Raw genomic sequence first — 16,953 nt, forward strand, 5'->3', positions numbered from 1 at the left:
GTGTCGCTCCACCGCGTAGTAGCGTGACAAGCACTGTCAACACGCATCACAAGGATTCGGGAGCGATTATGGCATTTATGACACGTGGGCTGGTGGCCGCCACTGCGGCGCTGGCCTTGAGCGTGACGGGCGGCGCCGTTGCCGGCCCCGCGTTCGCCGATCCGCGGGAGACAGTCAAGGATTCGACCGCCACCGGGTACGGCGGTGCCGTGAGCACCGTGGACCCGGAGGCATCAGCGGCGGCGATCGAGGTCCTGCGCAAGGGCGGAAACGCCGCGGACGCCGCCGTCGCCGCAGCCGCGACCCTCGGCGTGACTGAGCCCTACAGTTCCGGGATCGGCGGCGGAGGCTACTTCGTGTTCTACGACGCGAAGGCCGGCGAGGTCGGCACCATCGACGGCCGGGAGACGGCACCGGCAGGAATGCCGCAGGACGCGTTCATCGACCCGGCGACCGGCCAGCCCTATCGCTTCACGCCTGAGCTCGTCACGAGCGGCGTTTCCGTTGGCGTCCCCGGAACTCCGGCCACGTGGGAGCGTGCCCTGGACCGCTGGGGGACCGTCAGCCTCGGCGATGCGCTCAAGCCGGCCATCAAGGTGGCGACCCGTGGCTTCGTGGTCGACGACACGTTCCGCCAGCAGACCCTCGACAACAAGCTCCGCTTCGGGGCGTTCACCTCGACCAGCAACCTCTTCCTCCCGGGCGGCGACGCCCCCGCCGTCGGCAGTGTCTTCCAGAACCACGAGCTCGCCGACACCTACCGGCTCCTCGCGAAGGAGGGCACCAGCGGTTTCTACGGCGGCCCGCTCGCAGCGGAGATCGCGGCCACCGTCCAGGCCCCGCCCAAAACGGCCGGCACACAGCTGCCCGTCCCCGTCGGGCACCTGACGACGGCGGACCTCGCCGCCTACCGTCCCCTGGACCAGGCGCCCACGCACGTGGACTACCGGGGCCTGGATGTCTATGGCATGGCGCCGTCGAGCAGCGGCGGCACCACAGCCGGCGAGGCGCTGAACATCCTGGACTCGGTCAACCTTTCCGGGATGTCCACGCCCGGCGCCCTGCACTACTACCTCGAGGCGAGTGCGCTGGCGTTCGCGGACCGCGGCAAATACGTGGGCGACCCGGCGTTTGGCGCCGTCCCCACCGCCGCGCTTACTGACCCGCTGTTCGGCAAGGAACGCGCCTGCCGGATTGACCCGCTGCAGGCGGCTGCCAAACCGGTCCTGCCGGGGGACGTGTCCGCGTACGACGGCGTGTGCCCTGCCGCCGCCGTGTCCACCTCCGATGAGAAGGACACCGAAAACATCTCCACGACCAACCTGACAGTCGCGGACAAGTGGGGGAATGTCGCTGAATACACGCTCACCATCGAGCAGACCGGCGGGTCCGGCATCGTGGTCCCGGGCCGCGGTTTCCTGCTCAACAACGAGCTGACCGACTTCTCCACCGTGTACAACGCGGCGGACCCGAACCGGATCGAGCCGGGGAAGCGCCCGCGCTCGTCCATGTCGCCGACCATCATCCTCAAGGAGGGTGCGCCGTTCCTCGCGCTCGGCTCGCCCGGCGGGTCGACGATCATCACTACCGTCCTGCAGACGATCCTGAACCGGGTGGACCTGGGCATGACCATCTCCGAGGCCATTGCAGCCCCGCGTGCCTCGCAGCGGAACACGGCCAAGGTCACGGCGGAGCCGGAGTTCATTGCGGCGTACGGGAGCCAATTGGCGCCGTACGGCCATGAGTTCACACCGTCGGGTGACGCGTTCACCTCGGCAGCAGAGATCGGCGCCGCGACCGCCATCGAGTTCCTGCCCGGCGGGGGCATGGTCGCCGCGGCCGAGCCCATGAGGCGCGGGGGCGGATCCGCGATGGTCCTGACCCCGACGGCGAAACGATGAATCGCGGCGGGGGGCGTCATGTACCGGGATCCCCAAAGCCGGCGGAGCGCCCTATCTCGTGGTGCTGCATCCATGCAAGCATGGGGGCTCACCGAAAACGCACTGTGAGGGGACTCGATGAAATCCAACGAACTGCTGCTCGACGCCTTCGTCCGGATCCGGGAGACCGTCGCCGCCACGCTTGACGGGGTCGACGACGATGCCCTGGTCCGCCGGCCCTCAGGAAACGGCAACTCGATTGCGTGGCTGATCTGGCACCTCAGCCGGGTGGAGGATGCCCAGGTCGCCTCCGCCGCCGGCCTCAAGCAGGTGTGGACCTCACAGGGGTTCGCGGGACGCTTCGGTCTGCCGCTGCCGGAACGCGACACCGGCTATGGCCATTCGACCGGGCAGGTCGACTCGGTGAAGGCCCCTCCGGAGCTGCTGCTCGAATACTACGACGCCGTGCACCGGCAGACCACGAAGTTCCTGGCTGCCCTCGGCGATGTGGATTTCGACCGCATCGTCGACACGCGCTGGGACCCGCCCGTCACGCTCGGGGTGCGGCTGGTCAGCACTATCGCCGATTGTCTCCAGCACGTGGGGCAGGCCGCGTATGCCAAGGGCCTGAAGCCGGCCCCCGCCCGCTGATATGTAGGTCGGGGTTGTCAAGGGGCAGAGGTGAGCGGCTCCTGGCGCTTTGTGGTTCCGGGGGCCGCTCATCGTGTGCCGGCCCGGTCGTGGTGTGAGTGGTGGCGAGTCGTTTTCGACTGGGGCAGTGTCAGGCTGATATTCGCGGGTTGGTTACCGCATGACGATCTGTTCGGCTGGAGCATTGTCGGTGTCTAGGATCGAGCGTCGACGGTTGGGGCCGTCTGCTCATAGCGGGCTCTCGAGTTAGCTCCGCGTGCTGCCGTCGCACTTGCACCACGTCCCGGGGGCACGATCTGGGTCAGGCCGCGTTCATGCGTTCTCCTTGCTGGAGTGGGGCGGCCAGGGACCAGCACCAGCCGGCGAGTTCGCGGGCGATCGCGGTGTTGGCCTTGACTGACATTTTGTGGCGTTCATCGAAGACTTCCCACTTGTGGTGGAGCCGGTGGTTGCCTTCCAGGGCGCGGATGCGGGTTGCCGGGGCCACACGGTCGAGCTGGCGCAGCAGCCGATCCCCGGGACGGGCGTAGGGGCGCCGGTGCTGCCAGGCGGCTTCGATGAGGAGTTTGCGGGCGTAGGTGTTCCCGGCCTTGGTGATCGGGCCCTGGTGCCGGGATTGGCCGGAGGAGTTCTCACTGGGGACCAGCCCGAGGTAGGAGCCGATGGACGAACCGGTGAAGCGGGTCCAGTCCCCGGTCTCCACGGCCAAACCGAACGCGGTCGTAATCTGGATGCCCCGCAGGCACATCAACGCCTCAATCACCGGGGCGTAGCGGCATGTCGCGGCCGTGGCGGCGACCTGCTTGTCGATCCTTTTGAGTTGCCCGGCGAGCAGTTCCGCCTGCTCGACGTCGGCCTCGTAGGTGAACTGCAGTGCCGGTTCATCAAAGTGCTGGCGGTGCAGCCACCGGCTGTGTTCCTGCGTCCATCTGGTCTCTTTGGGGTAGCGGATGCCGTGGCGCAACAGGATGGCGTTCACGTGCTGGCGGGCGTGCGCGAGGTCCTTGGCCGTGCCCGAGCGCAGCCGGGACAGGTCCCGGAGCGCTTCTTCCTCCGGGTCCTGGATCCGCACCTCGGCCACCGAGCCCACGGCGAGCATCTCAGCCAGCACCCGGGCGTCCCGCCGGTCGGTTTTAATCCGGTCCCCGGGTGCGCGCAGCAGTTTCGAGGACGTCGCGACGACGCAGCTGATGCCTGCGGCCCGGAGGTATCTGGCCAGGACAAACCCTGTCGGCCCCGACTCGTAGACGACCTTGACCGGCGGGGCGAACCGGCGGATCCACTCCAGGACCATGGCCGGGTCAGCGGCCATGGTGTGGGTGCTGATTTCGCCGGTGGCCGGGTTCAACGCATGGCCCACGACGTTGACCGCGTGAACATCCAGACCAATGAAAGTATGCTCAAACATAGCCGGGACCTCCCAAACTTCACATGTGGCACTACGATTGCACCCCCGACGAGCCGCCCAGGCCAAGGGAGCCGTTAATGGCAACCCACGGACCCTGTGAAACAGAAGGCCCCGGCCCCTTTGCCGTTACCTGGCCCCGTCCGGGATAGAGGACATCACCGCCGGGATCAGGCCCCGAAGCGCCGCCTGCCACGCAGACCGCAACCGATCACACCAAAGCCGGCGCTGCCGGGACCGCCCGGCGATAATGGCCGGTCCCGGACGGGACCAGGACCCGCAAGCTCTCACTTCATATCGTCTAGGCCGTGCACTAGGAAGGGCGGGTGGCCGTGGTGCCGGGATCGGCGTCAATGGCCGCGGCGACCAACCGGTCGAAACTCGCCGTCCCGTTCTCCGGGGGCACCACGGTGAACACCGCGAGCCATCTGTTGGGCGCATCCTTCTCCAGTGCGGCAATCCGTTCCACATGCAGGTTCAATCCGGGCACCCCGCCAACGAGGAGCGGCCGCCGCTCGCCGCTCTTGACCATGCGCCGGAATTCTTTGACCGACAGCTGGTCGCCGGGAGTGTTGGTCACCTCGGCGACAGTGTCGTTGACCCTTTTGGTCAGCCCGCGCATGAATTTCCGCCGGCCCGAGAGGGCGGGAAAAGTGAGCAGGGCCGCGAAGAAGAAGGTGAACAGGACGACGGCTCCGAAACTCCTGAGGCCGGGCAGGAAGATCATCAGGATCAGGCAAAGGATCATGCCGAGGATACTGAAAAGAACGAACTTGATCACGGGATGTTCGCCCGGCGTCCTGGACCAGCGGACCAGCGCCACGGTGTGTTTGCCTGGCTGATCGAGGGAATTTCCCATGACTAGTACCCTTTCACTTCCATTAGCGCTTCGGCCAGGATGACGGCTTCGCGCGCTTCCCTGAGATCGCCCAGCAGGCCCATGTCAGCGAGGGCTGGAGCGGCCATGGTTGAGCCGGCGAGTGCAGAAAAGATGCTGCCCAGCTTTTCGCGGTCCTGTGACAACATCCGGGACGAATCCAGTTTGACCCTGCTTGCTTCAAGCTCCAGCAATGACTGGTGAATTGCCGCGAGACGACGGTGCATCATCGACAGCTTTTCCGTGATGCGCTGGGTACGCCCCGCGAGCATGGACTGCATCTTCCCTGCCACGTCGTGGAGCTCGCTCAGTGCGGCGTGGGTGTGCAGCGCCCAGGACTGCCGGGCGAGCTGCTCGTCTACGTCGAGTCGACGTCGTTCCCACTCCCGCGCTGCGGATTGGTAAGGCCCCAGGAGCAACGAGACGGCTGCCAGCGCCTTGTCCAACGAGGCCGCCCGCGTGCTCAGGTTCGTTGTCGCGGCGTCCAGTCTCGCCAGGAATTCGTCGTAATTGTCATGAGCCGGGGGGCCGTTGGTCTTCATGGGCTGCCCGCACGCCGTGCCGCCGCGCCGCCGCAGCCGTCCCGCCCGGGACGGCGCGATCTGCCTCGCCGGTATGTGCCCCCAACCCTCATGGCAAGAGAATAGAGGCTCCGGGCACGTTGTCATAGGGTCCCCTCTTTGCCCGGTTCTGGAGCCCGCGGCGGAGGCCCGCATCCGGCGGACCTTGACACTGACTTTTGCGGACACAGAGACTGAAAGGTCCAGGCAGCTCACCGAGGCTAGGGAATGGAAGACAAGATGGCCGGTACAGGTTCATTCGTGGTTGTGGTTGGTTTTGATGGTTCCGAGAGTTCTCAAAATGCCCTGCAGTGGGCCGTGGACGAAGCGAAACAGCGCAACGGCCAGCTTCGTCTCGTCACGGCCTGGAGCAAACCGGCGCTTGCCTGGTATCCGGCCATGCTGGAAACGGCCGTCGGCGAAATCGTGACAGAGGATTCCCCGGAAAAAACAGCAGAGACGCTCCAGGCTGCGGCCCTGAAGACCGCTGAAGATGCGGGGGTGGCCGCCACCGGTCAAGTCGTCCACAATGACTCGGCGGCGTCTGCACTTCTCGAGGCTGCCAAGTCCGCGGACCTCGTTGTGGTTGGCTCCCGAGGGCACGGCGGATTTCCCGGCCTGCACCTGGGTTCGGTGCCGGCCCAGGTCATCGGCCATGCACCCTGCCCGGTCCTCGTCGTCCGGCCCAAGGCCTCTTAGGGAGTGAATGCCCAGCTGGGCCCGGCCTTTGTCGGCGCCTTTTCGATCAGCGCTCCCGAGGTTCCGGCGGGGCTTTGCGGCAACCGTTGTAAGGGCGAGGGGGACGGCCTACCATGTGGCCACAGCCCCGCTCCGGGGACCAACTCCGGGACCTGCCCTCATGGGGTTCCGGGCACACCTTCGGATGCCCGGGTCCTGGACATCACGGGAAGGTAAGCGACCATGGCCAAATATCTGTTCGAAGCGAACTATGTGGGTGAGGGCATCAAAGGCCTCATGCGCGAAGGGGGCACGAAGCGCCGTGAAGCGCTTGTCGAAGCCCTCAAATCCGTCGGAGGCTCACTCGAATGCTTCTACTATGCCTTCGGCAAGACCGATGTACTGGGGGTCTTCGACGTTCCGGGGCCGGCCGACGCCGCAGCCCTTTCCCTCATGATCAATTCCACCGGCTCCGTGAACGTTCGTCTGAAACCGCTCATGACTCCGGAAGATCTTGACGAGGCGGCTAGGAAGACACCGTCCTACCGGGCCCCCGGGCAGTAAATGGCCGACAGCCGCCCACACCCCGCGTTTCCGCCTGGCCGCGTTACCGGCGCCGGCGTTTCCAGCTGGCCGCGCGGGCGGCAGCCGTCGGGAGGGGTTACTAGCCGGGCGGCCGGAACGGCCGGCGGCCAGACGGGAGGCTACCCGGCATCGTCGGGGGTGCTGCCCAGCTCCCCGAGCCGGCTTAGCTGCAGGAGGGTCGCGTGGCTGTCACCGTCGGGCACGGCGTCGCCGTGCCGGTGGATGATCCTCCACTCGCCGTCCTCGCGTCGAAAAATCGTTGTGACCCTCAGGGCGTAGGGCTCCGGCGGCGTCCCGCCGATCGACGCCGTCGTGTGCTCTATTCCCACGATGTAGGCGAGGTCCCCGCTGGCACCGGACGCGATGACCTCGTACTGAAAGGACGTGCAGTTCGAAAAGCGGGATGCCAGAAGGTCGAAGGCTGGCGCCACCTGGTCCCGGCCGATTTTGGTCATGACTGCGCCGAACAGAGTCACTGGATCAGTGCCTGACCACATGGCCTTGCGCGGTTCGGCATCGCCGTTGTGAAGTGCGGTTTCGACGTCGGTGAGCCGCGGCATGACGGCTGCCAGGAAGTCGTTGTGGCTGTCCACGGTCTGTCCTCTGTTCGAGCTCCCAGGATCAATTATCGGACGCCAAAAATGCCGCCGCAAGATGGTGTGGGAACCTCGACGCTCCACTTTTCAGCGGATCCTTGGCGTCAGCCCGCTGAGCGAGGACAGCCAGCCCTGGTACAAGGGTGCCTTGGGGGAGATCGCGGTTGGCCGAATCCTGGCGGGGCTGGGGCCGGAGTGGCTGGTCCTGTTACAACGCGGCGCATGAGGCGGCTCGGGCGTCCAAACGCCTCAGCGCCGCAGCGGGCACTGCCGTCATTGTCACCGGCGTCGTGGTGGTCGTAGAACCCAAGGCGATGACGGTCAAGGCGGCGCCGGACCAAGTTTCCGTGGTTACGGAGCGGCAGCTAATGCGTTGGCTCAAGGGTCGCCGCCATGTGTTGGACCTGGCGCAGGTGTCCCGGATCGCGGCGGCGGCCGTCCTGGCCCGGACCTGGCACCGGAGCCCTGGCCAGCCGGGTGACGCTCAAACGGTCCAGCAGGACTTCGCTGCCCTGCGGTTGCTGGTGGACAGGGCACGACGGCGTCGGGCAGCCCGGGTGCTGGGCTTGCCAGCCCTTGGATTCCTGTTGGCGGACCCCTGAGGGCGGCAATACTTCATACGCTGACCGGCCGCTGAACTTCAGATCCGTCAGACGCGCCGGGCGGTGAGCGTCCGACGGCCGATGCCGGCGGCAGAACTGCAGGGCTACCGCCACGGAATCATGCAGCAAGCCAATCGGCGGACGGCGCGCATTTTGCGGCTTTCAAGTGATGCAGGAGTTCGCGACGCTCGGGGGAGAGGACCCGGACCCGGGAGTTCCGCAGCGAACGAGCCTCGACAGGTTCCCACCCCGGCAACGGCGGGGCCAAGGATTGGTAGGTGTGTCCGGTGGGGGTGGTGACGTTGAGGGTGTGTCTGGGTCCGGGGCTGGGGCGGGAGGTCCAGCCGGGGGTTTCTTTGGTGTGGTTGCAGGCTTCGCAGAGTCCGGCGCCGTTGGTGTGGTTGGTGGTGCCGTCGTGGTGCCAGGGGATGATGTGGTCGAATTGGCGGATGGGGGCGTCGCAGTAGGGTGTGCGGCAGGTGGTGTCGCGGGCGGTGAGGTAGCGGCGGAGTCCGGGCGGGAAGAGCCGGGCTCGTGAGTCCATGGCGGTGAGGTCGCCGGTGCCGGGGGCGGTGTAGAGCCGGCGGAGCCAGACGTTCAGGGCTGCGTCTTCGCCGTCCGCGGCGCGGTCCCCGGCGCTGGTGCGGACGGTGTCGCCAACTTCCCTGCCGGTACCGGCTCCAGCGCTCATGCCCGTGCCCGTTCCTTCGGTTTTGAGGAGGGTGCGGGCCCAGCTGGCGGGGACGATGCCGTAGCCGGGGAGGCGGGCGGGTTCGCTGTGGCCCTGGAAGAGGGTGCGGTCGGTCATGACGAGTTGGATTTCGATGCCGCTGATCCCGCCGGGGGTGCCGGTGGTGCGTTCGATGAGGGCGTCGGCCATGAGTTGCCCGCGGGTGCGGGGGTCTCCTCCGGCGCGGAGGGTGGCCGCGTGCCGGGTCAGGGCGGCGTGGGCGGCGACGCCGGCGGCGACGGGGAGCAGTGCGGTGAGGTAGCACATGGTGTCCGGGGCCGGGCGGAGGCTGACGTGCCGTTCGGCGGCGGCGTGGCCGGCGCGGGCGGTGACGGTGCGGGGGTCCAGCCGGTACGCGGCGGTCCGGGCGGCGGCGATGATGCCCCGGTCCCCGGTCCCGTTGAAGGTTCCGGTGTCGGCGGCGAGTTCGTCATCCACGGCGGCCCGGTCCGTCGCGGACAGGCAGGCGGTTTCCTTCACCAGCAAGGTGGCGCGCCATTCGTTGAGCTGCCCGCTCTCCAGGGCCGCGAGGGTGTGGGGCATTTCGGTGAGGAGGGCTTGGGCCAGGCCCAGGAGCCGTCCGCCGCGGGCCGGGGATTCCCGCCGGGCCAGGGCGATCTGCGCGCCGACCCCGGATCCCAGCTCCGCCGCCGGCAGACCAAGGTTCCGCTGTTCGCGGCGCTGGAGGAGGTCGAAGGCGACGGCGATTCTCGCCTGCAGTGCGGCCGTGGCGGATTTCAGGTCCTCGAGTTCCCGGAGCTGGCCGATCAGTCCGGCACTCTCACAGGCCGGGCGGACGGCGGCGAGGGAGCGGGCCACCTCGGTGACCGCCCCACCAACCGCCGCTTCCGGAACCATTTCGGGCCCCTGCTTGCCGTCCATGGAAACACACTATCGGGCACCTGCGACATTAAAAGCGACCCGGAACGCGGCCACCAAAAATGCGAAAGAATAGCCCAATGAGCGAAGCCGGTGAATTCATAGACTGGGCGCTCCAGCGTGAGTCGTCTTGGAGCCGCGCGGAGGAAGCGGAGGCGAGGCACGGCAGCGATCACCGCTACTACGGGGCGTCCGTCGGCGCCGTGCGCGGAACGGTCCGCGACGCCCTCCGCCGCCATCCTGGACTGACGCACGATGACATCACCGCCCTAAGCTCCGAGTTATGGGAGGTGCCCGTCTTCGAACGCCGCCTCGCCGCCGTCGTCCTCCTCCAATCCAGCGCCGGTCTGCTGACCAACACGGACCTGACCCGGATCGAAGGCTTCGTGCGGAGCGCACAGGTGGGCGCGCTGGTCGATCCGCTCGCCATCGACGTCGTCGGTCCCCTGATCGCAGGACTCGACGTCGTCGGCAGGGTCCGCGCTGACAGCGTCCTGGACCGTTGGGTTCGGGATCCCGACGGCTGGCTGCGCCGCGCAGCCCTGCTGTCCCCGCTGTGCGGGCTGCGCGCCGGCGCGGGGGATTGGTCCCGGTTCGTGCGCCACGCCCGCTCGGTGCTGGCTGAGCCGAACCTGACGCAAGACGCCGGGGCCGCGGCCGCGGCCGCCGCCGACGCGGTCTCGCTGGTGCTTGCCGAGATGGCCAGGCGCCGGCCCGAGCTGGAATTCTGACCGGGCGGCCCTGATCAGCGGGTACTCTCCTGGTGCGGCAGCCGCCGCTCCACCACGGCGTAGGCCTTTTCGTCGAAGAACTCCCAATCGGTGATCACCATAAAGCCGAGGGCGTCCACCCGGTCGTTCAGAACGTGCACGTCGAAGCCACCGTCGCGGGGCTCGGCGTCCCACGTGGAAACGTGAACCTCCCCGTTTTCCAGCACCAGCAGTTCGGTGTTGACGCTGAAGTCCTCCTGCGGCTGGTTGCTTAGCTGGCAGATGGCGACACAGTGCCTGGCGCCTTCGGGGTTGTTCATGGTCGGGCCTCCGTTTCGGGGGAACGGTGATGGCATCATCCTATGCCCGGGGCCGATAAATCCGCCCGCGTCCGGCCGGGGCGCTGTGCCCCGCGAAACACACCCGGCGTTACCCCAATGTGACTTGTCGTAATCATTCCGTTACCGTTGTTAGGTGCCTGTTGTTTCCGAGACAGGCTCTCCCCTGCCGATTGCCTAACTCTGCCGCGGCGTGGGGATAACTCGCAGCAACGTCCGGCAGAGACGGGGAAACCACTTTTGACCCGCTGTTCTCCAGGGGTCTTGGGGTGAAGCCGCACGGCCCGTCATGATCGGGCCAGCGTGCGGCCGGGTGCCTCCCATCCGAATCCGACAGCTCACCTCGCAGGCATTGGGAGAGGCTCCTTTAATGACTTTTAGCAATACCCGTGCGCCCAAACGCGCCGACCTTCGCAGCAAACGCCGCACCGCCGGCACCATCGGCCGCCAGGCCGCAGTCCTCGTCGCCGCATCCGGAATGGTGCTCAGCGGCGCCATGGCCGCCAATGCAGCCGACGCACCGGCCGAACGCGACTCCGCGCCGGCGTCGTCCGTTGACGTCCAGGGCCAGGTCTCCGCGCCGGTCATGGCAGACTCCGCCGTCCAGATCACCTTCGAGCGCCCGGCCGTTGAGACTGCCCCGGCTCCCGTGGTCGAGGCACCCAAGCCCGTAGTCGCTCCGACGGCCCCCGCCGCACCGGCCCCGGCAGCCCCTGCCGCCGCCAAGGCGACCGTGAAGGTCCAGGCCGCGCCCGCCCCGGCCGCTGCCCCGGCAGCCGGCGGAGTCAACGCCACCCTGCTGTCCATGGCGTACGGCCAGATCGGCGTCACGCAGGACTGCACCGCAATGGTGGAGAAAGCCCTGAATGCTGCCGGCATCCCGGTCGGGGACATCGGACCGCAGGCCTTCCTGAAGTACGGCAAGGTAGTCGCTGACCCCCAGCCCGGCGACATCATCGTTCAGTCCGGCCACGTCGCCATCTACGCCGGCAACGGCCAGGCCATCAGCGGCGGCATGAACGGCGTCAACGCCACCATAGCGCACCCGCTGTCCTGGCTCACCGCCACCGGACCCGTGACGTTCGTCCGCGCCGGCTAGCAGCACCGCCAACAGCGCACAGCAGGCCGGTCGATCGGTTGCCTTGGGGCAGCGGATCACCGGCCTTCTGCGTGCCCGGTGTCCGGCTCCACTGTGTACCGCAGCAGCACCACGCCGTTGCCGAACGTCCGGCTCTCCAGCAGCCGGAGCGGCGTCGGCGCCTCCGCCTCCTGGAACAGGGGCTTGCCCCGGCCCACAAGGACCGGATGCACATAGATCCGGTACTCATCGATCAGGCCGAGCCGCCGGAAAGCAGCCGCGAGATCGGCCCCGCCCAGCGCGAGATCACCGCCGGGCTGCTCCTTGAGCCTGACCACGTCCTCGGCAACGACGTCGCGCACCACCTCGGTGTTCCAGTCCGCCTTCGCCAGGGTCCTGGAGTAGACGATCTTCGGCATGTCACGCCAGATCCCCGCAAACTCGGCAATCGGCGCAGGGACCGACGGGTCCCGGTCCGCCGTCGGCCAGTATCCGGCCATCAGCTCATAGGTGACACGGCCGTCCAGGAAGCCGCCCATGGCGCGGAGTTCGTCGTTGAAGTGATTATGCAGTTCCTCGTCGACCCGGTGCCAGCCCAGGTCCCGCCCCGGGCCCTCCATGTATCCGTCCAGGGACACCTGCATCATGAGGATGATCTTGCGCATGCGGGGCTCCTTCGCTGGGCTGCCGGGGTTCCAGCGTACGCCGCGTACCGCGGCCGTGGCAGGGGAGGGAAGGCCCGACGTCGGCGGCAGCATCTTGCCGGAACGTACCTCCCGCTGGATGCAAATGGGCCGAACAGAGCAGAACCGGCAACATCTTGCCGAAACTTGCGAATCACGGCAGGATGGGAGGATCGGATTCCTCAACCGGCAGTATCCTGCCGACTGGAGCCGATGACTATGGAGTCGATGACTGGGGAGCCGAGAAATGGGTGACGTGGTGTCCATTGGGGCCAGCATCCGGAGCGCCCGCAAGGACGCCGGGATCACGCAGGAGGACCTTGCCCACCTCGCCGGGGTTTCGGTGCGCACCGTGCGGGCGATCGAGACCGGGGCCGGAAACCCCTCGCTGCAGGCGGTGGCGGCCGTAAGCGCTGTCTTGGGCCTGCGGCTGACAGCGCGCTGATGGCCGCCGAACTGCAGGAGCTGAAGTTCGTTCGTGCTGCGGATGTCTACAAGGGCGGCACCCTTGCCGGGCACCTCAGCCGGACCGGCTTCGGCGGGGTCCGGTTCAGCTACACCATGGAGTACCTCGCCGGCGGCGGTCCGGCCGTAGCGGTCTCCCTCCCACTGTCCGGGGACGCGGTGGAGACTCCGGGGGGTGCGCTTCCAGCTTTCTTCGCCGGGCTGCTTCCGGAGGGTCACCGGCTCACGGTTTTGAAGAACGCGACCAAGACCAGCTTTGACGACGAACTGACCCTGCTGCTGGCCGTGGGGGCTGATGTCCCCGGTGACGTCCAGGTGGTCCCGGCCGGCGAGCTCCCGGTGGAACCGCCCGCCCTTGCCGATACCTCGAGGCCTGAGACGCTGGACTTCTCCATCCTGGTCAACACCGTGGATCTCCACGGGCTGCCGGGAGTACAGCGCAAGACCAGCGCCTCGATGCTGACCACACCACTGGCCGTCAAGGGGCACCGCTACCTGCTGAAACTGGACCCGCCGGAGCATCCCCACCTCGTGGAGAACGAGGCGGTTCACCTGCACGCTGCAAAGGCGCTGAAGATTCCGGTGGCCAAGTGTTCTGTCATCCAAGACCGGAACGGCCTGCGTGGGCTGCTGGTGGAACGGTTCGACCGGGTCAAAGGCCCGGCCGGGACATGGGTCCGGCTGCCGCTGGAGGACGGGACCCAGGTTCTGGGCCTGCCGCCCGCTTCCAAGTACGGCGTGAGCTCCGAGGACGTGGCAACGGCGCTCGCGGCCACGTGCACTGCCCCCTTGCTTGCCAGCCGCAACCTGTACCTGCAGTTTGTCTTTGCCTGGCTGACCGGCAACGGAGACCTGCACGCCAAGAACCTTGCGGTGCTGGGCAGCCCGCGCGGGTTCGTGATGGCCCCGGTATTCGATGTCCCGTGCACCCTGCTGTACGGGGACGAAACCCTGGCGCTGCCGGTCTGCGGCAAGACGCGTCACCTCAAGGCCAGGCACTGGGCGGAGTTTGCCGGTTCGCTGGGCCTGCCGCAGCGGGCCGCCGCCGCGGCGAACCGGACGGCGCTCGCCGCGGCCGCCGCGGTCCGGCTTGAGGACCTGCCCTTTACGGGTTCCCCGCTGCACGGGGCGCAGCGGGAACTCCGCTTCCGGCGGCGGGAACTGGCGGGCTGAGCCACGCTCCGTCAGGCGCGGCGTCTTGTGCTGGGGCTCTGTCGGGGGCAGAATGGCCGGATTTGAAGCCGCGCCGCGGTTCCTCAGCTGAGAAGGACAAGCATGCCTGCGAACCTGACTGCGACATCAACCGATACAGCGCCTCCGTCGATGCCCGGTCGATGAGGCCTGATGGATTCCTGGGGGCGCGGCCGGCATTACAGCAGCGGCCGGCATACACGTAAGTCGACCCGGGGCGCTGATTGGCGCCTGCTGGGATTCATGGGCGGGATCCGCCCGCAGTTCCTGATCGTGGTGGTCGCCGTCCTGGGCCTGGTCTCGACGGCGATCGTCTACGCCGCCATCCAGGCCCGGGTTCCGGTCGATGCTGCTGGTCCGCCGGCAACCCCGGTGTCCGCGTCGGCGTCCCCGTCTGCATCAGCGGACGCAGGAACAGCCGACTCGCCAGCCGCCGCAGCAACGCCGTCGGCACTACCCAGCACCCCGGCGCCCACCCCAGCGCCCACCCCGGCGCCCGTCCTGGCTCCTCCGGCGCCGGCCATCGGCCCCGCACTCGATGCCGAAATCAATGCGGTCCTCGCCGCCAACAGCGGGTACCGGGTGGGTGTCGCCCTGATCGACGTGCGTGATGGGGCGGTGCATGAGTACGGGGTGAAGACCAAGTTTGTGGCGGCCAGTACCGGAAAGATCCTCGCCGCTGCCGCCTACTACCATCTTGTGGAAACCGGCAAGGCTTCGCTGGGGGCCAGGATGGGGGCATCCACCGCCGGCCAACAGATCCGGCTGATGGTCCAGCAGAGCAACAACGAGTCGTGGGCGTTGATTTTGAACGCCGTGGGTTACCAGGGCCTGACCGACTATGCCGCCTCGATCGGCATCCCCTATGACCGGACAATGAACAGCCTGACTCCGGCTGAGATGGCGAAGATACTGGCTGAGCTGTACAGCGGCCGGCTGCTCAACCCCGCGAACACCGCCCAGCTGCTGTCCTACATGCAGAAAACCAACTACGAGAAACTCATCCCGGCCGCGGTACCGGCGGGGGTCAGCGTCTTCCACAAATACGGGCTGATCAACGGCTACCTCCACGATGCCAGCATCCTGGTCCAGGGCGAGCGGGCCTTCATTTTTGTGGTCTACACCCTGGGCTGGGACGGACCGGAGGGGGCCGCCCGGAGGAATGTCTTCTACGAGCTCACCGGCAAGGTCACCGCCGGGCTCTTCTGACGGGCATCTGTTCCCCAAACGGGCACAGAACCGTACGCTGAAGCATGGAGGTGAATGCCATGAAAGCAGCCCAGGGAGACCGCATCATTATCCGTGGCACCACGGTCGAGTCATCGGACCGCCATGGGGAAATCCTGGAGGTCAAGGGGGCAGACGGCGCCCCGCCGTATCACGTCAGGTTCGACGACGGCCACGAGACCATACTGTTCCCCGGCGGCGATTTCGTCGTCGAGAGCAGCAAGACCGCCTGATCCGGCTAGAAGCCCGACGAACTGCCCGAGCCGGAGAAGCTGCCGCCGCTGGCGCCATAGCCGGTGCTGCTGCCGCCTCCACCGCGGGCACTGCTGACACTGCTGACGCCGGTGTTGAAGCCGGAGTTGAAGGTGGGCACGGAGAAGAAGTAGTACGCGGGGTAGACGGTGCCCAGAATGCTGGGCTCGTAGGTGCGCCCGTACTTGGACTTGCTTCCGGCCTGCGCGCTCTCCATCTCCTGGCGCATCAGCGAGGCTTCCTTCTCGTTCTTGGCGTACCCGTCGATGACCGTATCGGCGTGGTTCTTGAGCAGCTCGGACAGGTGGGTGCGGGCGTCGCGCAGCCGGTCAAGGGCGGTCTCGGGCGTGATCGTTCCGTCCGAGAGTTCCGCGGTCCACTGTTCGAGGTCGCGGTGGCTCTGGTCGCGGAAGGAGCGCAATGCCGCCGCGGTCGCCGAGTCGCCCCGGGCGTTGCGCTTGCTGAGCATCTGCTCGATCGCGGCCAGGTCGGCGCGGAAGGGGGCCAGTTGCCGGTCCCAGGCAGGCGCCCACGCGGAGCCCCGGTTGAGCAGGGCGTTGGTGTCCGCGATGACGTCGTCGAGGGCGTCCAGCTCGGCGGCGGCGTCCGCGTAGCTCCTGACCAGCTTCAGGTTCGGGCGCCTGCTGAGGTCCCGGGGGGAGAGGGCATGGACCTGGTTGGAGAGGCCGGTCGCGGTGTTGTACTTCGCCATGAAGCTCCGGTGCTTCTCCAGCACGGTACTTCCGTAGCGGGAGGCTTCCGGGATGGTGCTGGCGTTGAGCTCAGTGACCTGGAGGTCCAGGCTGACGTTGGAGTAGCTGGCGTCGCCGCGGGCGAGTTCCTTGCGGCTGCTGACCCGGGTCCGCCAGCGCACGATCAGCCACGCCGCGGCGCCCGCGACGGCGGCCGCCAGGGCGGTCCATGCCGTGACGAGGAAGGCAGTGGACCGGTACCACGGCTGGTTGATCAGTTCGGCGCCGCGCTGGATGCCGGCGATGGTGCCATCCGTCCACTGCGCATCGCGAAGGAGGTCCTTGGATGCGTTCTGGATGTCCTCGCGTTGTTGCAGCGAGACTTTCCGGTCCTCACCCATGTACGTCCCGACGTGCCGGCCCACCGGGTCCAGGGCGAAGATGAAGAGCCCGTTCGCCCACTTCTGCCCGTCCGCGCTGATCCACTCCGGATGTTCGGCCCGGGCGAAGCGCAGGACCTCCTCGTTGAGGTTGTCCGAGGCCGAGCCGTTGTAGGTGTAAACGGCCACCTTGGTGGGCTGGTAGAAGTCCATCGCCTGCACGGCCGGCAGGAGCTTGTTCTGGTCCAGCACCCCGGCCCGGTCCTTCACAACGACGTCGACCGGCGTGACGGCAACTGCCGCCGGCCCCGAGCCCACCAGCCCGATTGCCACCAGCAGGAAAAGGCCTAGGATTTTCCGCACGAATCTCATTTCCCGAGCGTAATGCCTGCCGGGGGCAGCGTCGACGGACCCGCGCCGCCCGCGCAGGCTGTTTTCGGCTAGGCGGGCCACCCCTGGTTCTGAACTTTGCCGTCTCTGCCGCCCTCGCCCTC

Annotated in this window: 19 protein-coding genes and 1 riboswitch; of the genes, 11 read left to right on the forward strand and 8 right to left on the reverse strand. The window is 67.5% G+C overall.

Annotated features, from left to right (window positions below):
• Positions 1-68: 68 nt before the first annotated feature.
• Both ggt and AC1MFL_RS17885 read left to right on the forward strand, forming a co-directional pair.
• Complete coding sequence (ggt, locus tag AC1MFL_RS17880; protein ID WP_479811608.1) at positions 69-1,901, forward strand: gamma-glutamyltransferase; 1,833 nt, start codon at positions 69-71, stop codon at positions 1,899-1,901.
• Positions 1,902-2,018: 117 nt separating this feature from the next.
• A complete protein-coding gene (locus AC1MFL_RS17885) occupies positions 2,019-2,531 on the forward strand; it encodes a mycothiol transferase (RefSeq protein WP_479811610.1) in 513 nt (170 codons plus the stop codon).
• Positions 2,532-2,832: 301 nt separating this feature from the next.
• Here AC1MFL_RS17885 and AC1MFL_RS17890 read toward each other — a convergent pair whose 3' ends face one another.
• The 3 genes from AC1MFL_RS17890 to AC1MFL_RS17900 form a co-directional block, all read right to left on the reverse strand.
• Entirely contained in the window at positions 2,833-3,939 is a 1,107-nt protein-coding gene (locus AC1MFL_RS17890; RefSeq protein ID WP_479811612.1) for an IS110 family RNA-guided transposase, read from the reverse strand.
• 310 nt (positions 3,940-4,249) lie between these two features.
• Positions 4,250-4,795 (reverse strand): hypothetical protein, encoded by a 546-nt coding sequence (locus AC1MFL_RS17895; RefSeq protein WP_479811614.1) that lies wholly within the window; start codon positions 4,793-4,795, stop codon positions 4,250-4,252.
• 2 nt (positions 4,796-4,797) lie between these two features.
• Positions 4,798-5,355: a hypothetical protein gene (locus AC1MFL_RS17900; protein WP_479811616.1), complete on the reverse strand. Its 558-nt coding sequence runs from the start codon at positions 5,353-5,355 to the stop codon at positions 4,798-4,800.
• Between the two features lie 246 nt (positions 5,356-5,601).
• Between AC1MFL_RS17900 and AC1MFL_RS17905 the strand changes: the two genes are divergently transcribed.
• Both AC1MFL_RS17905 and AC1MFL_RS17910 read left to right on the forward strand, forming a co-directional pair.
• Positions 5,602-6,072 carry a universal stress protein gene (locus tag AC1MFL_RS17905; protein ID WP_479811618.1) on the forward strand — a complete coding sequence of 157 codons (471 nt, stop codon included), beginning with the start codon at positions 5,602-5,604 and terminating at the stop codon, positions 6,070-6,072.
• Between the two features lie 222 nt (positions 6,073-6,294).
• Positions 6,295-6,615 (forward strand): GYD domain-containing protein, encoded by a 321-nt coding sequence (locus AC1MFL_RS17910; protein WP_479811620.1) that lies wholly within the window; start codon positions 6,295-6,297, stop codon positions 6,613-6,615.
• A 140-nt stretch (positions 6,616-6,755) separates the two neighbouring features.
• Here the strand turns inward: AC1MFL_RS17910 and AC1MFL_RS17915 are convergent, their stop codons facing one another.
• Positions 6,756-7,229 carry a YybH family protein gene (locus AC1MFL_RS17915; RefSeq protein WP_479811622.1) on the reverse strand — a complete coding sequence of 158 codons (474 nt, stop codon included), beginning with the start codon at positions 7,227-7,229 and terminating at the stop codon, positions 6,756-6,758.
• Positions 7,230-7,396: 167 nt separating this feature from the next.
• Here AC1MFL_RS17915 and AC1MFL_RS17920 point away from each other — a divergent pair, with 167 nt between their 5' ends.
• Positions 7,397-7,834 (forward strand): hypothetical protein, encoded by a 438-nt coding sequence (locus AC1MFL_RS17920; protein WP_479811624.1) that lies wholly within the window; start codon positions 7,397-7,399, stop codon positions 7,832-7,834.
• Positions 7,835-7,952: 118 nt separating this feature from the next.
• Here AC1MFL_RS17920 and AC1MFL_RS17925 read toward each other — a convergent pair whose 3' ends face one another.
• Positions 7,953-9,446: an HNH endonuclease gene (locus AC1MFL_RS17925; protein ID WP_479811626.1), complete on the reverse strand. Its 1,494-nt coding sequence runs from the start codon at positions 9,444-9,446 to the stop codon at positions 7,953-7,955.
• A 77-nt stretch (positions 9,447-9,523) separates the two neighbouring features.
• Between AC1MFL_RS17925 and AC1MFL_RS17930 the strand changes: the two genes are divergently transcribed.
• Complete coding sequence (locus tag AC1MFL_RS17930) at positions 9,524-10,174, forward strand: DNA alkylation repair protein (protein WP_479811628.1); 651 nt, start codon at positions 9,524-9,526, stop codon at positions 10,172-10,174.
• Between the two features lie 14 nt (positions 10,175-10,188).
• Here the strand turns inward: AC1MFL_RS17930 and AC1MFL_RS17935 are convergent, their stop codons facing one another.
• A complete protein-coding gene (locus AC1MFL_RS17935) occupies positions 10,189-10,473 on the reverse strand; it encodes a hypothetical protein (protein WP_479811630.1) in 285 nt (94 codons plus the stop codon).
• A 213-nt stretch (positions 10,474-10,686) separates the two neighbouring features.
• Positions 10,687-10,857: riboswitch (cyclic di-AMP (ydaO/yuaA leader) on the forward strand.
• 4 nt (positions 10,858-10,861) lie between these two features.
• Here AC1MFL_RS17935 and AC1MFL_RS17940 point away from each other — a divergent pair.
• Positions 10,862-11,590: an NlpC/P60 family protein gene (locus AC1MFL_RS17940; protein ID WP_479811632.1), complete on the forward strand. Its 729-nt coding sequence runs from the start codon at positions 10,862-10,864 to the stop codon at positions 11,588-11,590.
• A 56-nt stretch (positions 11,591-11,646) separates the two neighbouring features.
• On the opposite strand, the gene AC1MFL_RS17945 is transcribed toward AC1MFL_RS17940, so the two are convergent.
• Positions 11,647-12,234: a dihydrofolate reductase family protein gene (locus tag AC1MFL_RS17945; protein ID WP_479811634.1), complete on the reverse strand. Its 588-nt coding sequence runs from the start codon at positions 12,232-12,234 to the stop codon at positions 11,647-11,649.
• 265 nt (positions 12,235-12,499) lie between these two features.
• Between AC1MFL_RS17945 and AC1MFL_RS17950 the strand changes: the two genes are divergently transcribed.
• From AC1MFL_RS17950 to AC1MFL_RS17965, 4 genes are all read left to right on the forward strand, one after another.
• A complete protein-coding gene (locus AC1MFL_RS17950) occupies positions 12,500-12,697 on the forward strand; it encodes a helix-turn-helix transcriptional regulator (protein WP_479811636.1) in 198 nt (65 codons plus the stop codon).
• The gene (locus tag AC1MFL_RS17955) at positions 12,697-13,890 is read left to right on the forward strand and encodes a type II toxin-antitoxin system HipA family toxin (RefSeq protein ID WP_479811638.1); all 1,194 of its coding nucleotides are present in this window, start codon (positions 12,697-12,699) and stop codon (positions 13,888-13,890) included. The genes AC1MFL_RS17950 and AC1MFL_RS17955 overlap by 1 nt, the downstream gene beginning before the upstream one ends.
• Before the next feature lie 261 nt (positions 13,891-14,151).
• The gene (locus AC1MFL_RS17960) at positions 14,152-15,117 is read left to right on the forward strand and encodes a serine hydrolase (protein WP_479811640.1); all 966 of its coding nucleotides are present in this window, start codon (positions 14,152-14,154) and stop codon (positions 15,115-15,117) included.
• Positions 15,118-15,176: 59 nt separating this feature from the next.
• On the forward strand, positions 15,177-15,368 hold the full coding sequence (locus tag AC1MFL_RS17965) for a DUF1918 domain-containing protein (RefSeq protein WP_479811642.1): 192 nt from the start codon (positions 15,177-15,179) through the stop codon (positions 15,366-15,368).
• Between the two features lie 5 nt (positions 15,369-15,373).
• Here AC1MFL_RS17965 and AC1MFL_RS17970 read toward each other — a convergent pair whose 3' ends face one another.
• Complete coding sequence (locus AC1MFL_RS17970) at positions 15,374-16,831, reverse strand: DUF5129 domain-containing protein (protein WP_479811644.1); 1,458 nt, start codon at positions 16,829-16,831, stop codon at positions 15,374-15,376.
• Between the last annotated feature and the right edge of the window lie 122 nt (positions 16,832-16,953).

Source organism: Arthrobacter sp. BG3 (assembly GCF_056680185.1).

Excerpts from the sequence above, each read along its gene's own strand:
- AC1MFL_RS17960 (WP_479811640.1), top strand. The coding sequence starts at position 14,152 with ATGGGCGGGATCCGCCCGCAGTTCCTGATCGTGGTGGTCGCCGTCCTG.
- AC1MFL_RS17955 (WP_479811638.1), top strand. The coding sequence starts at position 12,697 with ATGGCCGCCGAACTGCAGGAGCTGAAGTTCGTTCGTGCTGCGGATGTC.
- AC1MFL_RS17935 (WP_479811630.1), bottom strand. The coding sequence starts at position 10,473 with ATGAACAACCCCGAAGGCGCCAGGCACTGTGTCGCCATCTGCCAGCTA.
- AC1MFL_RS17895 (WP_479811614.1), bottom strand. The coding sequence starts at position 4,795 with ATGGGAAATTCCCTCGATCAGCCAGGCAAACACACCGTGGCGCTGGTC.
- AC1MFL_RS17950 (WP_479811636.1), top strand. The coding sequence starts at position 12,500 with ATGGGTGACGTGGTGTCCATTGGGGCCAGCATCCGGAGCGCCCGCAAG.
- AC1MFL_RS17905 (WP_479811618.1), top strand. The coding sequence starts at position 5,602 with ATGGAAGACAAGATGGCCGGTACAGGTTCATTCGTGGTTGTGGTTGGT.
- AC1MFL_RS17965 (WP_479811642.1), top strand. The coding sequence starts at position 15,177 with ATGAAAGCAGCCCAGGGAGACCGCATCATTATCCGTGGCACCACGGTC.
- AC1MFL_RS17925 (WP_479811626.1), bottom strand. The coding sequence starts at position 9,446 with ATGGACGGCAAGCAGGGGCCCGAAATGGTTCCGGAAGCGGCGGTTGGT.
- AC1MFL_RS17910 (WP_479811620.1), top strand. The coding sequence starts at position 6,295 with ATGGCCAAATATCTGTTCGAAGCGAACTATGTGGGTGAGGGCATCAAA.
- AC1MFL_RS17900 (WP_479811616.1), bottom strand. The coding sequence starts at position 5,355 with ATGAAGACCAACGGCCCCCCGGCTCATGACAATTACGACGAATTCCTG.
- AC1MFL_RS17945 (WP_479811634.1), bottom strand. The coding sequence starts at position 12,234 with ATGCGCAAGATCATCCTCATGATGCAGGTGTCCCTGGACGGATACATG.
- AC1MFL_RS17890 (WP_479811612.1), bottom strand. The coding sequence starts at position 3,939 with ATGTTTGAGCATACTTTCATTGGTCTGGATGTTCACGCGGTCAACGTC.
- AC1MFL_RS17930 (WP_479811628.1), top strand. The coding sequence starts at position 9,524 with ATGAGCGAAGCCGGTGAATTCATAGACTGGGCGCTCCAGCGTGAGTCG.
- AC1MFL_RS17970 (WP_479811644.1), bottom strand. The coding sequence starts at position 16,831 with ATGAGATTCGTGCGGAAAATCCTAGGCCTTTTCCTGCTGGTGGCAATC.
- ggt (WP_479811608.1), top strand. The coding sequence starts at position 69 with ATGGCATTTATGACACGTGGGCTGGTGGCCGCCACTGCGGCGCTGGCC.
- AC1MFL_RS17940 (WP_479811632.1), top strand. The coding sequence starts at position 10,862 with ATGACTTTTAGCAATACCCGTGCGCCCAAACGCGCCGACCTTCGCAGC.
- AC1MFL_RS17885 (WP_479811610.1), top strand. The coding sequence starts at position 2,019 with ATGAAATCCAACGAACTGCTGCTCGACGCCTTCGTCCGGATCCGGGAG.